This is a genomic window from Dyella sp. 2RAB6 (assembly GCF_052115385.1).
Taxonomy (GTDB): Bacteria; Pseudomonadota; Gammaproteobacteria; order Xanthomonadales; family Rhodanobacteraceae; genus Dyella_D.
The window spans coordinates 1-16,039 of the sequence record NZ_JBFRGP010000036.1; the positions used below are offsets into that span (position 1 = coordinate 1).

Here is a 16,039-nt window from a genome sequence, read left to right on the forward strand (position 1 = left end):
GCGTGGAGATGGTGATGCCGGGTGACAACGTGAAGATGCAGGTGACCCTGATCGCGCCGATCGCGATGACGGACGGTCTGCGCTTCGCGATCCGCGAAGGTGGCCGCACCGTCGGCGCCGGCGTCGTCGCCAAGATCACCAAGTAAGTAGTACTATTGGGAGTCGCCCGCCGTGCGGGCTGTGAGATGCGAATGGCATCTCACGGCAGGCCAGGCGTGCGGCTCCACTGATTTTCAAACGTACGCCAGTAGCTCAATTGGCAGAGCAGCGGTCTCCAAAACCGCAGGTTGGGGGTTCGAGTCCCTCCTGGCGTGCCACCTTCCCGAGGACCGAAGACGGGTGGCGAGTGGTAGCTGGGGCTTCGGGGCCCGGTTGCCGGCTCCTATCCGATCGCTTGCATGAATACCAAGGCAGAACAGACCAAGGGCGCTAACCTCAAGGAGGCAGGCGCCGCCGACATCGCCAAGCTGGTGTTTGCCGTGCTGGTGCTGGTCGCCGGTGTTTTCGCGTACTCGTGGTTCAGCAATGACGCAAGCGTGCCGGGTGCGGTTCGCCTGGTCGGCGTGCTGGTGGCGCTGGTCGCCGCGCTCGCCATTGCAGCCACGACCGCGTTGGGACGCCGCGTCCGTTCCTTCCTGGGCGAGTCCCAGTTCGAAATGCGTAAGGTGGTCTGGCCCTCGCGTGACGAGACGCTCAAGACCACTGGCATCATCATCGTCGTGGTGATCGTTCTGTCCCTGCTGTTGGGCGTGATCGATCTCATCCTTAAGTCGGTCGTGCTCGACTGGCTGCTCAAGCTGGGTTCGTGAGGTAAAGAGCATGAGCAAGCGTTGGTATGTGGTGCACGCCTATTCGGGCTTCGAGAACCAGGTGCGCAAGTCGCTGGTCGAGCGCATTCAGCGCGCCGGCATGGAAGAGCGCTTCGGCGAAGTCCTGGTGCCGACCGAAGAAGTGATCGAGATGCGCGGCGGCCAGAAGCGCCGCAGCGATCGCAAGTTCTTCCCGGGCTACGTGCTGGTGCAGATCGAGACCGATACCGAGGGCAAGGCCCCCCGGATCGACGACGAATGCTGGCACCTGGTCAAGGAAACCCCCAAGGTGATGGGCTTCATCGGCGGAACCGCCGACCGCCCGCTGCCGATCCGCGACAGCGAAGCCGACAACATCCTCAGCCGCGTCCGCGAGGGCGTGGAGAAGCCGAAGCCCAAGGTTCTATTTGAGCCGGGTGAAATGGTTCGCGTCACCGAAGGTCCGTTCAACGACTTCAATGGCGTGGTCGAGGAAGTCAACTACGAGAAGAGCCGCCTGCGCGTCGCGGTGCTGATCTTCGGTCGTTCGACCCCGGTTGAGCTCGAATTCGGACAGGTCGAGAAGGCCTGAGGCAGGCCCCGGCACGGGGCTTGCTTAAAACTTGATCACTCCTTAAACTACGCGGTTCACGCCGGGGCATTTCGCTCGGCGTGTCCGTATTTCTCGGTTCGCTGGAGCGCGAGCCGCCCTACATCCATGGAATGTGCACTGCGAGGAGCCGCAAGGCGCCCGAACTCGCGAGGAAAATCCAATGGCAAAGAAAGTCGTCGGTTACATCAAGCTGCAGGTCAAGGCCGGCCAGGCCAACCCGTCGCCGCCGGTGGGCCCCGCCCTCGGCCAGCGCGGCCTGAACATCATGGAATTCTGCAAGGCGTTCAATGCCGCCACGCAGAAGATGGAGCCGGGCATGCCGATTCCCGTGATCATCACGGCGTATTCGGATCGCAGCTTCACCTTTATAACCAAGACCCCGCCGGCCAGCGTGCTGATCAAGAAGGTCACGGGCGTCGCCAAGGGCTCGTCCAAGCCGAACACCGACAAGGTGGGCAAGATCACCCGCAAGCAGCTGGAAGACGTTGCGAAGCAGAAGGAGCCGGATCTCACGGCTGCGGATCTGGACGCTGCGGTGCGCACCATTGCCGGTAGCGCGCGCAGCATGGGCTTGGTGGTGGAGGGCTAAGACATGGCAAAGCTCACGAAGCGTTTGAAGACCGCTCATGCGGCAGTGCAGCCGGGCAAGCTCTATGGCCTGGAAGAAGCCCTGAAGATCGTCAAGGACAACGCCAAGGCCAAGTTCGCCGAGTCGGTGGACGTGTCGGTGCGTCTGGGTATCGATGCGAAGAAGTCCGACCAGGGTGTGCGCGGCTCCTCGCTGCTGCCGCACGGCACCGGCAAGACCATCAAGGTCGCCGTGTTCGTGCCGGCCGGTGAGAAGGCCGAGGCCGCCAAGGCCGCCGGTGCCGACGCCGTCGGCATGGACGACCTGGCCGAGCGCATGCAGGCCGGCGACCTCGACTTCGGTCGCGTGATCGCCACGCCGGACGCGATGCGCGTGGTCGGCAAGCTGGGCCAGCTGCTCGGCCCGCGCGGCCTGATGCCGAACCCGAAGGACGGCTCGGTCACCGCCGACGTCGCCACCGCGGTGAAGAATGCCAAGGCCGGCCAGGTGAAGTTCCGCAACGACAAGGCGGGCATCATCCACGCCACCATCGGCAAGGCCAACTTCGAGGCGGCGCAGCTCGCCGACAACCTCAATGCGCTCATCGCCGACCTGCTGAAGGCCAAGCCTTCCACGGCGAAGGGCCAGTACGTACAGAAGATCGCCCTGTCCAGCACGATGGGCGTGGGCGTCCCGGTCGACACCTCCACCGTGGCGGTCTCGGCCAAGTAAGTCATCAAGCCCTGCGCCGGCCCGGCCGGCGCAGGCACGTTTTTGAGGGCAGCTGCCGTTCGCCAAGAACGGCGCCGCCGTCAAAGACCGCAGGCGCGATCAGCGCGCGACGACGACGAGCAGGGAGCTCGTATTGGCATGGAATCGCCGTCGTCGGCAGCGGGGTCGCTTAATCGGTTCCCTGGCGGATCCGGCCTGCGTAGATGGTGCAGCCCGTTCTGGAATCCTGGTGTTCAGGGATGTTTTCTGGAAAGGCCACCACCCGGGATCTCACGATCCCCGACGTCACGGAAGGCGTCGCTCAGGACCGCAAGCGGCAGGAGTCGCAAGCGGATTTCAAAGTGGAGGAGTGATATGGCTCTGAATCTCTCTCAGAAGCAAGAAGTAGTCGCCGAACTGGCAGAAGTTGCCGCGAAGGCTCACTCCTTGGTCGCTGCCGAGTACGCGGGCACCACGGTCGAACAGATGACCGCGATGCGCAAGAAGGCCCGTGAAAGCGGTGTGTTCCTGAAAGTTGTCAAGAACACGCTGGCTTCGCGCGCCGTCGGCGGTACCGAGTTCGAGGTCGTCAAAGACGCCCTGACCGGTCCGCTGCTGTACGCGTTCTCGATGGAGGAGCCCGGCGCTGCCGGTCGCCTGATCAAGGAATTCGCCAAGAGCAACGAAAAGCTCAAGCCCCGCCTGGTTTCCGTGGAAGGCAAGCTGTTCCCGGCCGCCCATGTGGAAGTGCTGGCCTCGCTGCCGACCCGCGAAGAAGCCCTCGCCATGCTGGCCCGCGTGCTGGCCGAGCCCGCTGCGATGTTTGCCCGCGCCGTCAAGGCCGTGGCCGACAAGCAGGGTGGCGGCGAAGCCGAAGCGGTTCCGGCCGAAGCTGAAGCTTGATCGCTCAGTTCGACGAAGTTTCTAACCGAATCAATTTCCAGAGGTAAAGCAAATGTCCCTGACCAACGAACAGATCGTTGAAGCCGTCGCCGCCAAGTCGCTGATGGAAGTGATGGACCTGGTGAAGGCCATCGAAGAGAAGTTTGGCGTGTCCGCCGCCGCCCCGGTCATGATGGCCGCCGGCCCGGCCTCCGCCGGCCCGGCTGTTGAAGAGCAGACCGAGTTCGACGTCATCCTGAAGAATTGCGGCGACAAGAAGGTCGACGTGATCAAGGCCGTCCGCGCCATCACCGGCCTGGGCCTGAAGGAAGCGAAGGACCTCACCGAAGCCGGTGGCGTCGTAAAGGAAGCCGCTTCGAAGGACGACGCTGCGAAGTTCAAGAAGGACCTCGAAGCTGCCGGCGCCACGGTCGAACTGAAGTAATCGGCGCTCTTGCGCGCCGTCAGTTTGATCTAGCGTCACGCAAGCCTGGGAGCGAAAGCTCCCGGGCTTTGCCTGCTTAAGCAGGTGCGAGTGCGAAACGGAAGCAAGGCATGGAGCATGCAGAGTCGGCACGCCGAATCCTCATGCTCGATTCCTTGAATCCCTGCAAATCCATTCAGCCGGTGTGTGCACCACCGGCGTCACTGCGAACCGAGGCGGTACCCACCATGACCTACTCGTTTACCGAGAAGAAGCGCATCCGCAAGGATTTCGGCAAGCGTCCCCCTGTACTGGGCGTGCCGAACCTGCTGACCATCCAGACCGATTCCTACCGGGAGTTCCTGCAGGAGCAGGTCGCGCCGAAACAGCGCGACGACAAGGGTCTGCACGCCGCGCTGAAGTCGGTCTTCCCGATCGTCAGCTATTCCGGCAATGCGGCGCTGGAGTACGTCGATTATCGACTCGGCGAGCCCGCGTTCGACGAGCGCGAATGCCGCAACCGCGGCATGACCTTCGGCGCGCCGCTGCGCGTCACCGTGCGCCTGGTCATCTACGACAAGGACAGCCCGGCGTCGAAGAAGGCCGTCAAGTACGTGAAGGAGCAGGAGGTCTACATGGGCGAGATCCCGCTCATGACCGACACCGGCACCTTCATCATCAACGGCACCGAGCGCGTCATCGTTTCCCAGCTGCACCGTTCGCCGGGCGTGTTCTTCGACCACGACCGCGGCAAGACGCACAGCTCGGGCAAGCTGCTGTTCTCCGCGCGCGTGATCCCCTACCGCGGCTCCTGGCTGGACTTCGAGTTCGACCCGAAGGACGCGCTGTATACCCGTATCGACCGTCGCCGCAAGCTGCCGGTGACGGTGCTGCTGCGCGCGCTGGGCTACGGCAACGAAGAGATGCTGAACATCTTCTTCGAGCACAACGTGTTCCACCTGGGCAAGAAGGGCGGCACCACGCTGGAGCTCGTCGCCGAGCGCCTGCGCGGCGAGACGCTGACCTTCGACCTGGTGGTGGGCGACAACGTGCTGGTGGAAGCCGGCAAGCGCATCACCGCGCGCCACGTCCGCCAGCTGGCGGCCGAGAACATCACCGCGCTGGAAGTGCCGGACGACTACCCGGTCGGCCGCATCCTGGCGGTCGACATCGTTGACGCGAAGACCGGCGAGCTGCTGGCCTCGGCCAACGACGAGATCACCGCCGACCAGCTCGAGAACTTCCGCAAGGCCGGCATCGAGACGGTGCCGACCCTGTACGTGAACGACCTCGACCGCGGCGCCTACGTCTCGCACACCCTGCGCATCGACAACACCAAGACGCAGCTCGAGGCGCTGGTGGAGATCTACCGCATGATGCGTCCGGGCGAGCCGCCGACCAAGGACGCCGCGCAGAACCTGTTCTACAACCTGTTCTTCACCTTCGACCGCTACGACCTGTCGGCGGTCGGCCGCATGAAGTTCAACCGCCGCGTCGGCCGCAAGGAAATCGTCGGTCCGGGCGTGCTGTACGACCACAAGTACTTCGGCGAGCGCAAGGAAGAGGAATCCCAGCGGCTGGTGCAGGCGCACGGTGAGACCTCCGACATCCTCGACGTGCTGAAGGTGCTGATCGATATCAAGAACGGCCACGGCACGGTCGACGACATCGACCACCTGGGCAACCGTCGCGTGCGTTCGGTCGGCGAGATGGCGGAGAACACCTTCCGCATCGGCCTGGTGCGCGTCGAGCGCGCCGTGCGCGAGCGCCTGTCGCTGGCCGAGTCCGAGGGCCTGACCCCGCAGGAACTGATCAACGCCAAGCCGGTGGCGGCTGCGGTGAAGGAGTTCTTCGGCTCCTCGCAGCTCAGCCAGTTCATGGACCAGAACAACCCGCTGTCGGAAGTGACGCACAAGCGCCGCGTCTCGGCCCTCGGCCCGGGCGGCCTGACCCGCGAGCGCGCCGGCTTCGAAGTGCGCGACGTGCACCCGACCCATTACGGCCGCGTCTGCACCATCGAAACGCCGGAAGGCCCGAACATCGGCCTGATCAACTCGCTGGCCGTGTACGCCCGCACCAACGCCTACGGCTTCCTGGAGACGCCGTATCGCAAGGTCGAGAACGGCAAGGTTACCGACAAGGTGGACTACCTGTCGGCGATCGAAGAGGGCGACCACGTGATCGCCCAGGCGAACTCGCCGTTGAAGGACGGCCGCTTCGTCGAAGACTTCGTGTCCTGCCGTTTCCGCGGCGAGTCCGAGCTGCGTCCGGCGTCCGAAGTCGGCTACATGGACGTGTCGCCGATGCAGACCGTGTCGGTGGCGGCGGCGCTGGTGCCGTTCCTCGAGCACGATGACGCCAACCGCGCCCTGATGGGCGCGAACATGCAGCGCCAGGCCGTGCCGACGCTGCGTTCGCAGACCCCGCTGGTCGGTACCGGCATCGAGCGCGCGGTGGCGCGCGACTCGGGCGTGATCGTCACCGCCAAGCGCGGCGGCGTGATCGACCAGGTCGACGCCGGCCGTATCGTGGTGCGCGTGAACGAGCGGGAGGTCGGCGACAACGACGCCGGCGTCGATATCTACACGCTGACCAAGTACACCCGCTCCAACCAGAACACCAACCTCAACCAGCGTCCGCTGGTGAACGTGGGTGACGTGGTGGCGAAGGGCGACACGCTGGCCGACGGTTCGTCGACCGACCTGGGCGAGCTCGCGCTCGGCCAGAACATGCTGATCGCCTTCATGCCGTGGAACGGCTACAACTTCGAAGACTCGATCCTGCTCTCCGAGCGCGTCGTACAGGAAGACCGCTACACCTCGATCCACATCGAGGAGCTGGCCTGTATCGCGCGCGACACCAAGCTGGGCGCCGAGGAAATCACCGCCGACATCCCGAACGTGGGCGAGCAGGCGCTGGCGCGTCTGGACGAGTCCGGCATCGTGTACATCGGCGCCGAGGTGAAGGCGGGCGACATCCTGGTCGGCAAGGTCACGCCGAAGGGCGAGAGCCAGCTGACCCCGGAAGAGAAGCTGCTGCGCGCGATCTTCGGCGAGAAGGCGTCCGACGTTAAGGACAGCTCGCTGCGCGTGCCGCCGGGCATGGACGGCACCGTCATCGACGTGCAGGTGTTCACCCGCGACGGCATCGAGAAGGACAAGCGCGCGAAGCAGATCGAGGAAATGGAAGTCAAGCGTATCCGCAAGGATCTTGACGACCAGTTCCGCATCCTCGAGGGCGCCATCTTCAACCGCATGCGCACGCAGCTGGTCGGCAAGATCGCCAACAGCGGCCCGGGCGGGCTGAAGCGCGGCGCCGAAGTGACCGACGCCTACCTGGACAGCCTGAAGAAGGACGACTGGTTCAAGGTCAACGTCAAGGACGAGGACGTCACCGAGTTCCTCGAGCGCGCGGCCGACCAGGTCAAGCGCCATCGCGAGGAGTTCGACAAGCGCTTCAAGGAGAAGCAGGGCAAGATCACCCAGGGTGACGACCTCGCGCCGGGCGTGCTGAAGATGGTCAAGGTGTTCCTGGCCGTGAAGCGCCGCATCCAGCCGGGCGACAAGATGGCCGGCCGTCACGGCAACAAGGGCGTGGTGTCCAACGTGGTGCCGGTCGAGGACATGCCGTTCATGGCGGACGGTACCTCGGTCGACATCGTGCTGAACCCGCTGGGCGTGCCCTCGCGTATGAACATCGGCCAGATTCTGGAAGTGCATCTGGGCTGGGCCGCCAAGGGCCTGGGCAAGAAGATCCAGAAGATGCTCGAAGCGCAGGCCAAGGTCGCGCAGATCCGCGAGTTCCTGGACCAGATCTACAACCACCATGTGGCTGGCGCCGTGCAGCACGTCGACCTGAAGTCGCTGACCGACGATGAGATCTTCACGCTGGCGAACAACCTGCAGGAAGGCGTACCGATGGCCACGCCGGTGTTCGACGGTGCCGAGGAAGCCGAACTGAAGGCGATGCTGCGGCTGGCGGATCTGCCCGAGTCGGGCCAGACCACGCTGTTCGACGGCCGTACCGGCGAGGCGTTCGATCGTCCGGTCACCGTCGGCTACATGCACTATCTGAAGCTGAACCACCTGGTCGACGACAAGATGCACGCGCGCTCCACCGGTCCGTACTCGCTCGTCACCCAGCAGCCGCTGGGCGGCAAGGCGCAGTTCGGCGGCCAGCGCTTCGGCGAAATGGAAGTCTGGGCGCTGGAAGCCTACGGCGCGGCCTACACTCTGCAGGAAATGCTGACGGTGAAGTCCGATGACGTGCAGGGCCGCAACCAGATGTACAAGAACATCGTCGACGGCAACCACGAGATGGCGGCCGGCATGCCGGAATCCTTCAACGTGCTCGTGAAGGAAATCCGTTCGCTCGGCATCGACATCGACCTGGAAGAGATCAAGTAACCCGCGGGTTACAGGAGCTTATGCAATGAAAGATTTGCTCAATCTATTCAACCAGCAGCGCACCACGCCCGATTTCGATTCGATCAAGATCGCGCTGGCCTCGCCGGAGTTGATCCGTTCCTGGTCGTACGGTGAAGTCAAGAAGCCCGAGACCATCAACTACCGCACCTTCAAGCCGGAGCGTGACGGCCTGTTCTGCGCCGCCATCTTCGGCCCGGTGAAGGACTACGAGTGCCTGTGCGGCAAGTACAAGCGCATGAAGCACCGTGGCGTGGTCTGCGAGAAGTGCGGCACCGAGGTCACCCTGGCCAAGGTGCGTCGCGAGCGCATGGGCCACATCGAGCTGGCCAGCCCGACCGCGCACATCTGGTTCCTCAAGTCGCTGCCGTCGCGCATCGGCCTGATGCTGGACATGACCCTGCGCGACATCGAGCGCATCCTGTACTTCGAAGCCTTCGTGGTGATCGATCCGGGCCTGACCGCGCTTGAGCGTGGCCAGCTGCTCAGCGAAGACCAGTACCTCGAAGCGGTGGAAGAGCACGGCGACGAGTTCGACGCGCGCATGGGCGCCGAGGCGGTGTACGAGCTGCTGAAGTCGCTCGACCTGCCGGGCGAAGTGGTGCGCCTGAAGGAAGAGATCTCCTCGACCAACTCCGAGACCAAGCTCAAGCGCCTCACCAAGCGCGTGAAGCTGATCGAGGCGTTCCTGGAGTCCGGCAACCGTCCCGAGTGGATGGTGCTGACCGTGCTGCCGGTGCTGCCGCCGGACCTGCGTCCGCTGGTCCCGCTGGACGGTGGCCGCTTCGCGACCTCCGACCTCAACGACCTGTACCGCCGCGTCATCAACCGCAACAACCGCCTGAAGCGTCTGCTGGAACTCAACGCGCCCGACATCATCGTGCGCAACGAGAAGCGCATGCTGCAGGAATCGGTCGATGCGCTGCTCGACAACGGCCGCCGCGGCCGTGCCATCACCGGCACCAACAAGCGCGCGCTGAAGTCGCTGGCCGACATGATCAAGGGCAAGCAGGGCCGCTTCCGCCAGAACCTGCTCGGCAAGCGCGTGGACTACTCCGGTCGTTCGGTGATCGTGGTGGGCCCGACGTTGCGCCTGCACCAGTGCGGCCTGCCCAAGAAGATGGCGCTTGAGCTGTTCAAGCCCTTCATCTTCGCCAAGCTGCAGGCGCGCGGCGAAGCGACCACCATCAAGGCCGCCAAGAAGCTCGTCGAGCGCGAGGAAGGCCAGGTGTGGGACATCCTCGAGGACGTGATCCGCGAGCATCCGGTGCTGCTTAACCGCGCGCCGACCCTGCACCGCCTGGGCATCCAGGCGTTCGAGCCGGTGCTGATCGAAGGCAAGGCGATCCAGCTGCATCCGCTGGTCTGTACCGCGTTCAACGCCGACTTCGACGGCGACCAGATGGCCGTGCACGTGCCGCTGTCGATCGAGGCGCAGCTGGAAGCGCGCGCCCTGATGATGTCCTCGAACAACATCCTGTCGCCCGCCAACGGCGAGCCGATCATCGTGCCGACCCAGGACGTGGTGCTGGGCCTGTACTACATGACGCGCGAGCTGGTGAACGTGAAGGGCGCCGGCATGGTGTTCTCGAGCATCAGCGAAGTGCGTCGCGCCTACGACAACCGCGCGGTGGAGCTGCACGCCAAGATCAAGGTGCGCATGAATGTCACCCAGATCGACGAGGAAGGTAACCGCAGCAGCTCCGTGCAGCTGGCGGAGACCACCGTCGGCCGCGCGCTGCTGGTCGAGATCCTGCCGGAAGGCCTGCCGTTCTCGCTGGCCAACACCGAGCTGACCAAGAAGGCCATCTCGCGCCTGATCAACTCCAGCTACCGCCTGCTGGGCCTGAAGGACACCGTGGTGTTCGCGGACAAGCTGATGTACACCGGCTTCCGCTTCGCGACCCGCGCCGGCATCTCGATCGGCATCGATGACATGATCATCCCGACCGAGAAGAAGGGCATCCTGGAAGAGGCCGAGAAGGAAGTGGTCGAGATCCAGGAGCAGTACCAGTCGGGCCTGGTCACCGCCGGCGAGCGCTACAACAAGGTGGTCGACATCTGGTCGCGCACCAACGAGCTGGTGGCCAAGGCGATGATCGACGGCATCGGTACCGAGAAGGTCACCAATGCCAAGGGCGAGACCGTCGCGCAGAAGTCGATGAACTCGCTGTACATCATGGCCGACTCCGGCGCCCGTGGCTCGGTGGCGCAGATTCGCCAGCTGGCCGGCATGCGTGGCCTGATGGCCCGCCCGGACGGCTCGATCATCGAGACCCCGATCAAGGCCAACTTCCGCGAAGGCCTGAACGTGCTGCAGTACTTCAACTCCACCCACGGTGCCCGTAAGGGCCTGGCGGATACGGCGCTGAAGACCGCCAACTCGGGTTACCTGACCCGCCGTCTGGTGGACGTGGCGCAGGACGTGGTGATCACCTCCCTCGATTGCGGTACCGAGGAAGGCGTGATCATGCAGCCGATCGTCGAAGGCGGCGATGTGGTCGAGCCGTTGCGCGAGCGCGTGCTGGGCCGCGTGGTGGTCGAGGACGTCTATGGTCCCGGCGAAGACGATCAGGCGATCGTCACCCGCGACACCCTGCTGGACGAAGCCCTGGTCGAGAAGCTCGACAAGGCCGGCGTGCAGTCGATCAAGGTGCGCTCGCCGATCACCTGCCAGGCTTCGCATGGCGTGTGCGCGCTGTGCTACGGCCGCGACCTGGCCCGTGGCCACCTGGTCAACATGGGCGAGGCGGTGGGCGTGGTTGCCGCGCAGTCGATCGGCGAACCCGGCACCCAGCTGACCATGCGTACGTTCCACATCGGTGGTGCGGCTTCGCGTGCGGCGGCGGTGGACAACGTGACGGTGAAGACCACCGGCACGCTGAAGTTCAACAACCTCAAGACCGTGCAGCACGCCCAGGGCCACCTGGTGGCGGTGTCGCGTTCGGGCGAAGTGTCGGTGATCGACGCCAACGGCCGCGAGCGTGAGCGCTACAAGGTGCCGTACGGCTCGACCATCGCGGTCAAGGACGGCGACCCGGTCAAGGCCGGCCAGACCGTGGCCAACTGGGACCCGCATACCCACCCGATCGTGTCGGAAGTGGCCGGTACCGTGCGCTTCATCGACTTCATCGATGGCGTGACGGTGCAGAGCCAGACCGACGAGCTGACCGGCCTGGAATCGGCGGTGGTGACCGATCCGAAGCGTCGCGGCACCGCGGCCAAGGACCTGCGCCCGATCGTCCGCCTGGAAGACAGCAAGGGCCGCGAGCTCAAGCTGCCGGGCACTGACGTGCCGGCGCAGTACATGCTGCCGGCCGGCGCGATCGTGTCGATCCAGAACGGCGCCGAAGTGGGCGTGGGCGACGTGGTCGCCCGTATCCCGCAGGAAACCTCGAAGACCCGCGACATCACCGGCGGTCTGCCCCGCGTGGCCGACTTGTTCGAAGCACGCAAGCCGAAGGAGCCGGCGATCCTGGCCGAGCGCTCCGGCGTGGTCAGCTTCGGCAAGGACACCAAGGGCAAGCAGCGCCTGATCATCAAGGACTCCGACGGCAACGAGCACGAGGAGCTGATCCCGAAGTGGCGCCAGGTCATCGTGTTCGAGGGCGAGCACGTGGAGAAGGGCGAAACCGTGGTGGACGGCGAGCCGAATCCGCACGACATCCTGCGTCTGCTGGGGGTCGAGCCGCTGGCTTCGTACCTGGTCAAGGAAATCCAGGACGTCTACCGCCTGCAGGGCGTGAAGATCAACGACAAGCACATCGAAACGATCATTCGCCAGATGCTGCGCAAGGTTGAGATCACCGAGGCCGGCGATAGCCATTACCTGCGCGGCGAGCAGGTGGAGCGTGTCCGCATCAATGCGGAGAACGATCGCGCTTCCTCCCGCAACGAGCGTCCGGCCGACTTCCAGTCGGTGCTGCTGGGCATCACCAAGGCGTCGCTGGCGACCGAGTCGTTCATCTCGGCCGCTTCGTTCCAGGAAACGACCCGCGTCCTCACCGAGGCGGCCGTTCGTGGCACGCGTGACACCTTGCGGGGCCTGAAGGAAAATGTTATTGTCGGGCGTCTTATTCCGGCAGGTACGGGTCTGGCGTTCCACGCACAGCGTCGGCGCCAGGGCGGTCTGACCGCCGCGGAGCTGGATACCCTTTCCGGCTCCGCCTCCGCAGTCTCCTTCGCGGAAGCCACCGTCGGTAGTGACAACGGTTCGGAGTAAGCCCCACCGGGACTTACTCACTGACATACGAAATGAGGCGCAAGGAATGCGCCTCGTGTTCGGGTCATGGAGGGCAGGGCGTCAGCTTGTCTGTGGCGAGCTGCCCATGTTAAATTCCCGCTTCTTGGCAGACCGAGCTGATTCGGTCTGCCTTTATGTTTCTCAGGAAAAGTTACGCATGTCGACTATCAACCAGTTGGTGCGCAAGTCCCGCAGCCCGAAGAGCTATAAGAGCGCTTCTCCGGCCCTGCAGAACAGCCCGCAGCGCCGCGGCGTTTGCACGCGCGTCTACACCACCACCCCGAAGAAGCCGAATTCGGCCCTGCGTAAGGTTGCCAAGGTGCGCCTGACCAACGGTTACGAAGTCATCAGCTACATCGGCGGCGAAGGCCACAACCTGCAGGAGCACTCGGTGGTGCTCATTCGCGGCGGCCGCGTCAGGGATCTCCCGGGTGTGCGTTATCACACGGTGCGCGGCAGCCTCGACTGCGCCGGCGTCACCAAGCGCCGTCAGTCGCGCTCGAAGTACGGCGCCAAGCGCCCGAAGAGCTAAAGAGCTAAAGGACAACGAGATATGTCGCGTAAAGGTTCACATCCCGCCCGCCTGGTCCTGCCGGACCCCAAGCATGGCAGCCAGCTGATCGCCCGTTTCATCAACATGGTGATGAAGAGCGGCAAGAAGTCCGTGGCCGAAAGCATCGTCTACGGTGCCCTTAGCCATCTGGGCGAAAAGCACGCCGAGCCGGTCTCGCTGGTCGAGAAGGCGCTGAACAACATTGCTCCCGCGGTCGAGGTCAAGTCCCGCCGTGTGGGTGGTGCCACTTACCAGGTGCCGGTCGAAGTCCGCTCCGGTCGTCGCATGGCGCTGGCGATGCGTTGGGCCATCGAGTCCGCCCGCAAGCGCGGCGAGACCTCGATGCCGCGCAAGCTGGCCGCCGAGCTGCTCGAGGCTTCCGAGAATCGCGGTGGCGCGATCAAGAAGCGCGAAGAGACGCACCGCATGGCGGAAGCCAACAAGGCGTTCTCGCACTACCGCTGGTAAGCAAAGTATAGATTCGAGGTTACTGCCGTGGCACGCATCACCCCCATCGAGCGCTATCGCAATTTCGGCATCATGGCCCACATCGATGCCGGTAAGACCACGACCACGGAGCGCATCCTGTTCTACACCGGTGTCAGTCACAAGATTGGCGAGGTGCATGACGGGGCGGCGACCATGGACTGGATGGAGCAGGAGCAGGAGCGCGGCATCACCATTACGTCGGCGGCAACGACGGCGTTCTGGAAGGGTATGGATCGCTCCTTGCCCGAGCATCGCTTCAACATCATCGATACGCCCGGGCACGTCGACTTCACCATCGAGGTGGAGCGTTCGTTGCGCGTGCTCGACGGTGCGGTGTTCGTGCTTTGCGCCGTGGGTGGCGTGCAGCCGCAGTCGGAAACCGTGTGGCGCCAGGCCAACAAGTATCACGTGCCGCGCCTCGCGTTCGTCAACAAGATGGACCGCACGGGTGCCAACTTCGAAAAGGTCGTCGAACAGCTGAAGGCGCGCCTGGGTGCGAACCCGGTGCCGATGCAGGTGCCGATCGGCGCCGAAGACAACTTCGAGGGCGTGATCGACCTGCTCAAGATGAAGTCGATCGTCTGGGACATGGAGTCCCAGGGCATGAAGTTCGAGTACCAGGACATCCCCGCCAACCTGAAGGAAAAGGCCGCCGAGGCCCATAGCTTCATGGTCGAGGCGGCTGCGGAAGCGTCCGAAGACCTGATGAACAAGTACCTGGAAGAGGGTGACCTCTCCGAGGAAGAAGTCATCAGCGGTCTGCGTGCGCGCACGCTGTCCAGCGAGATCATTCCGGTCTTCTGCGGTACCGCGTTCAAGAACAAGGGCGTCCAGGCGATGCTCGACGCGGTGGTGAACCTGCTGCCGTCCCCGGCCGACCGCCCGCCGGTCGCCGGCATGGACGAGGACGACAAGGAAGCCACCCGCAGCGCCGACGACAGTGCACCGTTCTCCGCGCTGGCGTTCAAGATCATGACCGATCCGTTCGTCGGCTCGCTCACGTTCTTCCGCGTCTACTCGGGCACGCTCAATGCCGGCGATCAGGTGTACAACCCGATCAAGTCGCGCAAGGAGCGTATCGGCCGCATCCTGCAGATGCACGCGAACGAGCGTCAGGAAATCAAGGAAGTCCGCGCCGGCGACATCGCCGCCGCGGTCGGCCTGAAGGACGTGACGACGGGCGATACGCTGTGCTCGCAGGACCACGTGATCACCCTGGAGCGCATGACGTTCCCGGAGCCGGTGATCTCTATGGCGGTGGAACCGAAGACCAAGTCCGACCAGGAAAAGATGGGTGTCGCGCTGGGCCGCCTGGCCGCCGAGGATCCGTCCTTCCGCGTGCGTACGGACGAGGAATCCGGCCAGACCATCATTTCCGGCATGGGCGAGCTGCACCTGGACATCATCGTCGACCGCATGCGTCGCGAGTTCAATGTCGAGGCGAACGTCGGCAAGCCGCAGGTGGCCTACCGCGAAACGATCCGCAAGAAAGACGTCAAGTCGGACTACAAGCACGCCAAGCAGTCCGGCGGTAAGGGCCAGTACGGCCACGTCGTGCTCGAGCTGTCGCCGATGTCCGCCGAAGACAAGAACAGCCCGAACGTCAAGGACGATTTCCTTTTCGTCAACGAGATCTCCGGCGGTGTGATTCCCAAGGAATTCATCCCGGCGGTTGAAAAGGGTCTGCGCGAATCCATCTCCAGCGGTCCGCTCGCCGGCTATCCGGTGGTGGGCATCAAGGTGAAGCTGGTGTTCGGCTCGTACCATGACGTCGACTCGTCCGAAACCGCGTTCAAGATCGCTGCATCGATGGGCTTCAAGGAAGGCTTCCGCAAGGCCGACCCGGTCCTGCTCGAGCCGATCATGAAGGTCGAGGTGGTGACGCCGGAAGACTACGTCGGTGACGTGATGGGCGATCTGAGTCGTCGTCGCGGCCTGCTGCAGGGCCAGGACGACACGCCGTCGGGCAAGACCATCAATGCGATGGTGCCGCTCGGCGAGATGTTCGGCTATGCGACCACCATCCGCTCGCTGACCCAGGGTCGCGCTACCTTCACGATGGAGTTCGACCATTACGCCGAGGCGCCGAACAACATCGCCGAGCAGGTCATCAAGAAGGCCTGATAAGGCCTTCCTCCTTCTACAACACAGTTCTTTCAGAGGTTTGAGACATGGCAAAGGGTAAGTTCGAACGTACCAAGCCGCACGTCAACGTCGGCACGATCGGTCACGTGGACCACGGCAAGACGACGCTGACGGCGGCGCTGACGAAGGTGGGCGCTGAGCGTTTTGGCGGCGAATTCAAGGCTTATGACGCGATCGACGCGGCGCCGGAAGAGAAGGC

Annotated in this window: 12 protein-coding genes, 1 tRNA gene and 1 pseudogene; all 14 read left to right on the forward strand. The window is 64.1% G+C overall.

The genetic code is table 11. From position 1 onward, the window contains the following. A pseudogene (tuf, locus tag AB4083_RS22335) lies at window positions 1–146 on the forward strand (elongation factor Tu); the annotation flags it as partial. A 95-nt stretch (window positions 147–241) separates the two neighbouring features. Then, window positions 242–317, forward strand: a tRNA-Trp gene (locus AB4083_RS22340). A gap of 81 nt (window positions 318–398) precedes the next feature. Further along, window positions 399–809 (forward strand): preprotein translocase subunit SecE, encoded by a 411-nt coding sequence (secE, locus tag AB4083_RS22345; RefSeq protein WP_441610708.1) that lies wholly within the window; start codon window positions 399–401, stop codon window positions 807–809. Window positions 810–819: 10 nt separating this feature from the next. Continuing rightward, on the forward strand, window positions 820–1,380 hold the full coding sequence (nusG, locus tag AB4083_RS22350; protein WP_441610709.1) for a transcription termination/antitermination protein NusG: 561 nt from the start codon (window positions 820–822) through the stop codon (window positions 1,378–1,380). A 181-nt stretch (window positions 1,381–1,561) separates the two neighbouring features. After that, complete coding sequence (gene rplK, locus AB4083_RS22355; protein ID WP_441610710.1) at window positions 1,562–1,990, forward strand: 50S ribosomal protein L11; 429 nt, start codon at window positions 1,562–1,564, stop codon at window positions 1,988–1,990. Window positions 1,991–1,993: 3 nt separating this feature from the next. Then, window positions 1,994–2,701, forward strand: a complete 708-nt coding sequence (gene rplA / locus AB4083_RS22360; protein ID WP_441610711.1) for a 50S ribosomal protein L1 — start codon at window positions 1,994–1,996, stop codon at window positions 2,699–2,701. A 354-nt stretch (window positions 2,702–3,055) separates the two neighbouring features. Then, window positions 3,056–3,583 (forward strand): 50S ribosomal protein L10, encoded by a 528-nt coding sequence (gene rplJ, locus AB4083_RS22365; RefSeq protein WP_441610712.1) that lies wholly within the window; start codon window positions 3,056–3,058, stop codon window positions 3,581–3,583. Between the two features lie 52 nt (window positions 3,584–3,635). Then, window positions 3,636–4,007 (forward strand): 50S ribosomal protein L7/L12, encoded by a 372-nt coding sequence (gene rplL, locus AB4083_RS22370; RefSeq protein WP_441610713.1) that lies wholly within the window; start codon window positions 3,636–3,638, stop codon window positions 4,005–4,007. Window positions 4,008–4,234: 227 nt separating this feature from the next. After that, window positions 4,235–8,392, forward strand: a complete 4,158-nt coding sequence (gene rpoB, locus AB4083_RS22375) for a DNA-directed RNA polymerase subunit beta (protein ID WP_441610714.1) — start codon at window positions 4,235–4,237, stop codon at window positions 8,390–8,392. Window positions 8,393–8,417: 25 nt separating this feature from the next. After that, complete coding sequence (gene rpoC, locus AB4083_RS22380) at window positions 8,418–12,632, forward strand: DNA-directed RNA polymerase subunit beta' (protein ID WP_441610715.1); 4,215 nt, start codon at window positions 8,418–8,420, stop codon at window positions 12,630–12,632. Between the two features lie 178 nt (window positions 12,633–12,810). After that, window positions 12,811–13,185, forward strand: a complete 375-nt coding sequence (rpsL, locus tag AB4083_RS22385; RefSeq protein ID WP_441610716.1) for a 30S ribosomal protein S12 — start codon at window positions 12,811–12,813, stop codon at window positions 13,183–13,185. 21 nt (window positions 13,186–13,206) lie between these two features. Then, window positions 13,207–13,674, forward strand: coding sequence for a 30S ribosomal protein S7 (gene rpsG / locus AB4083_RS22390; protein ID WP_441610717.1), 468 nt, complete (start codon window positions 13,207–13,209; stop codon window positions 13,672–13,674). A gap of 27 nt (window positions 13,675–13,701) precedes the next feature. Then, window positions 13,702–15,819, forward strand: a complete 2,118-nt coding sequence (gene fusA, locus AB4083_RS22395; protein WP_441610718.1) for an elongation factor G — start codon at window positions 13,702–13,704, stop codon at window positions 15,817–15,819. A 47-nt stretch (window positions 15,820–15,866) separates the two neighbouring features. Next, window positions 15,867–16,039, forward strand: a 173-nt coding sequence (locus AB4083_RS22400) for a GTP-binding protein (RefSeq protein ID WP_236585397.1), incomplete at its 3' end; no start/stop codon positions are given.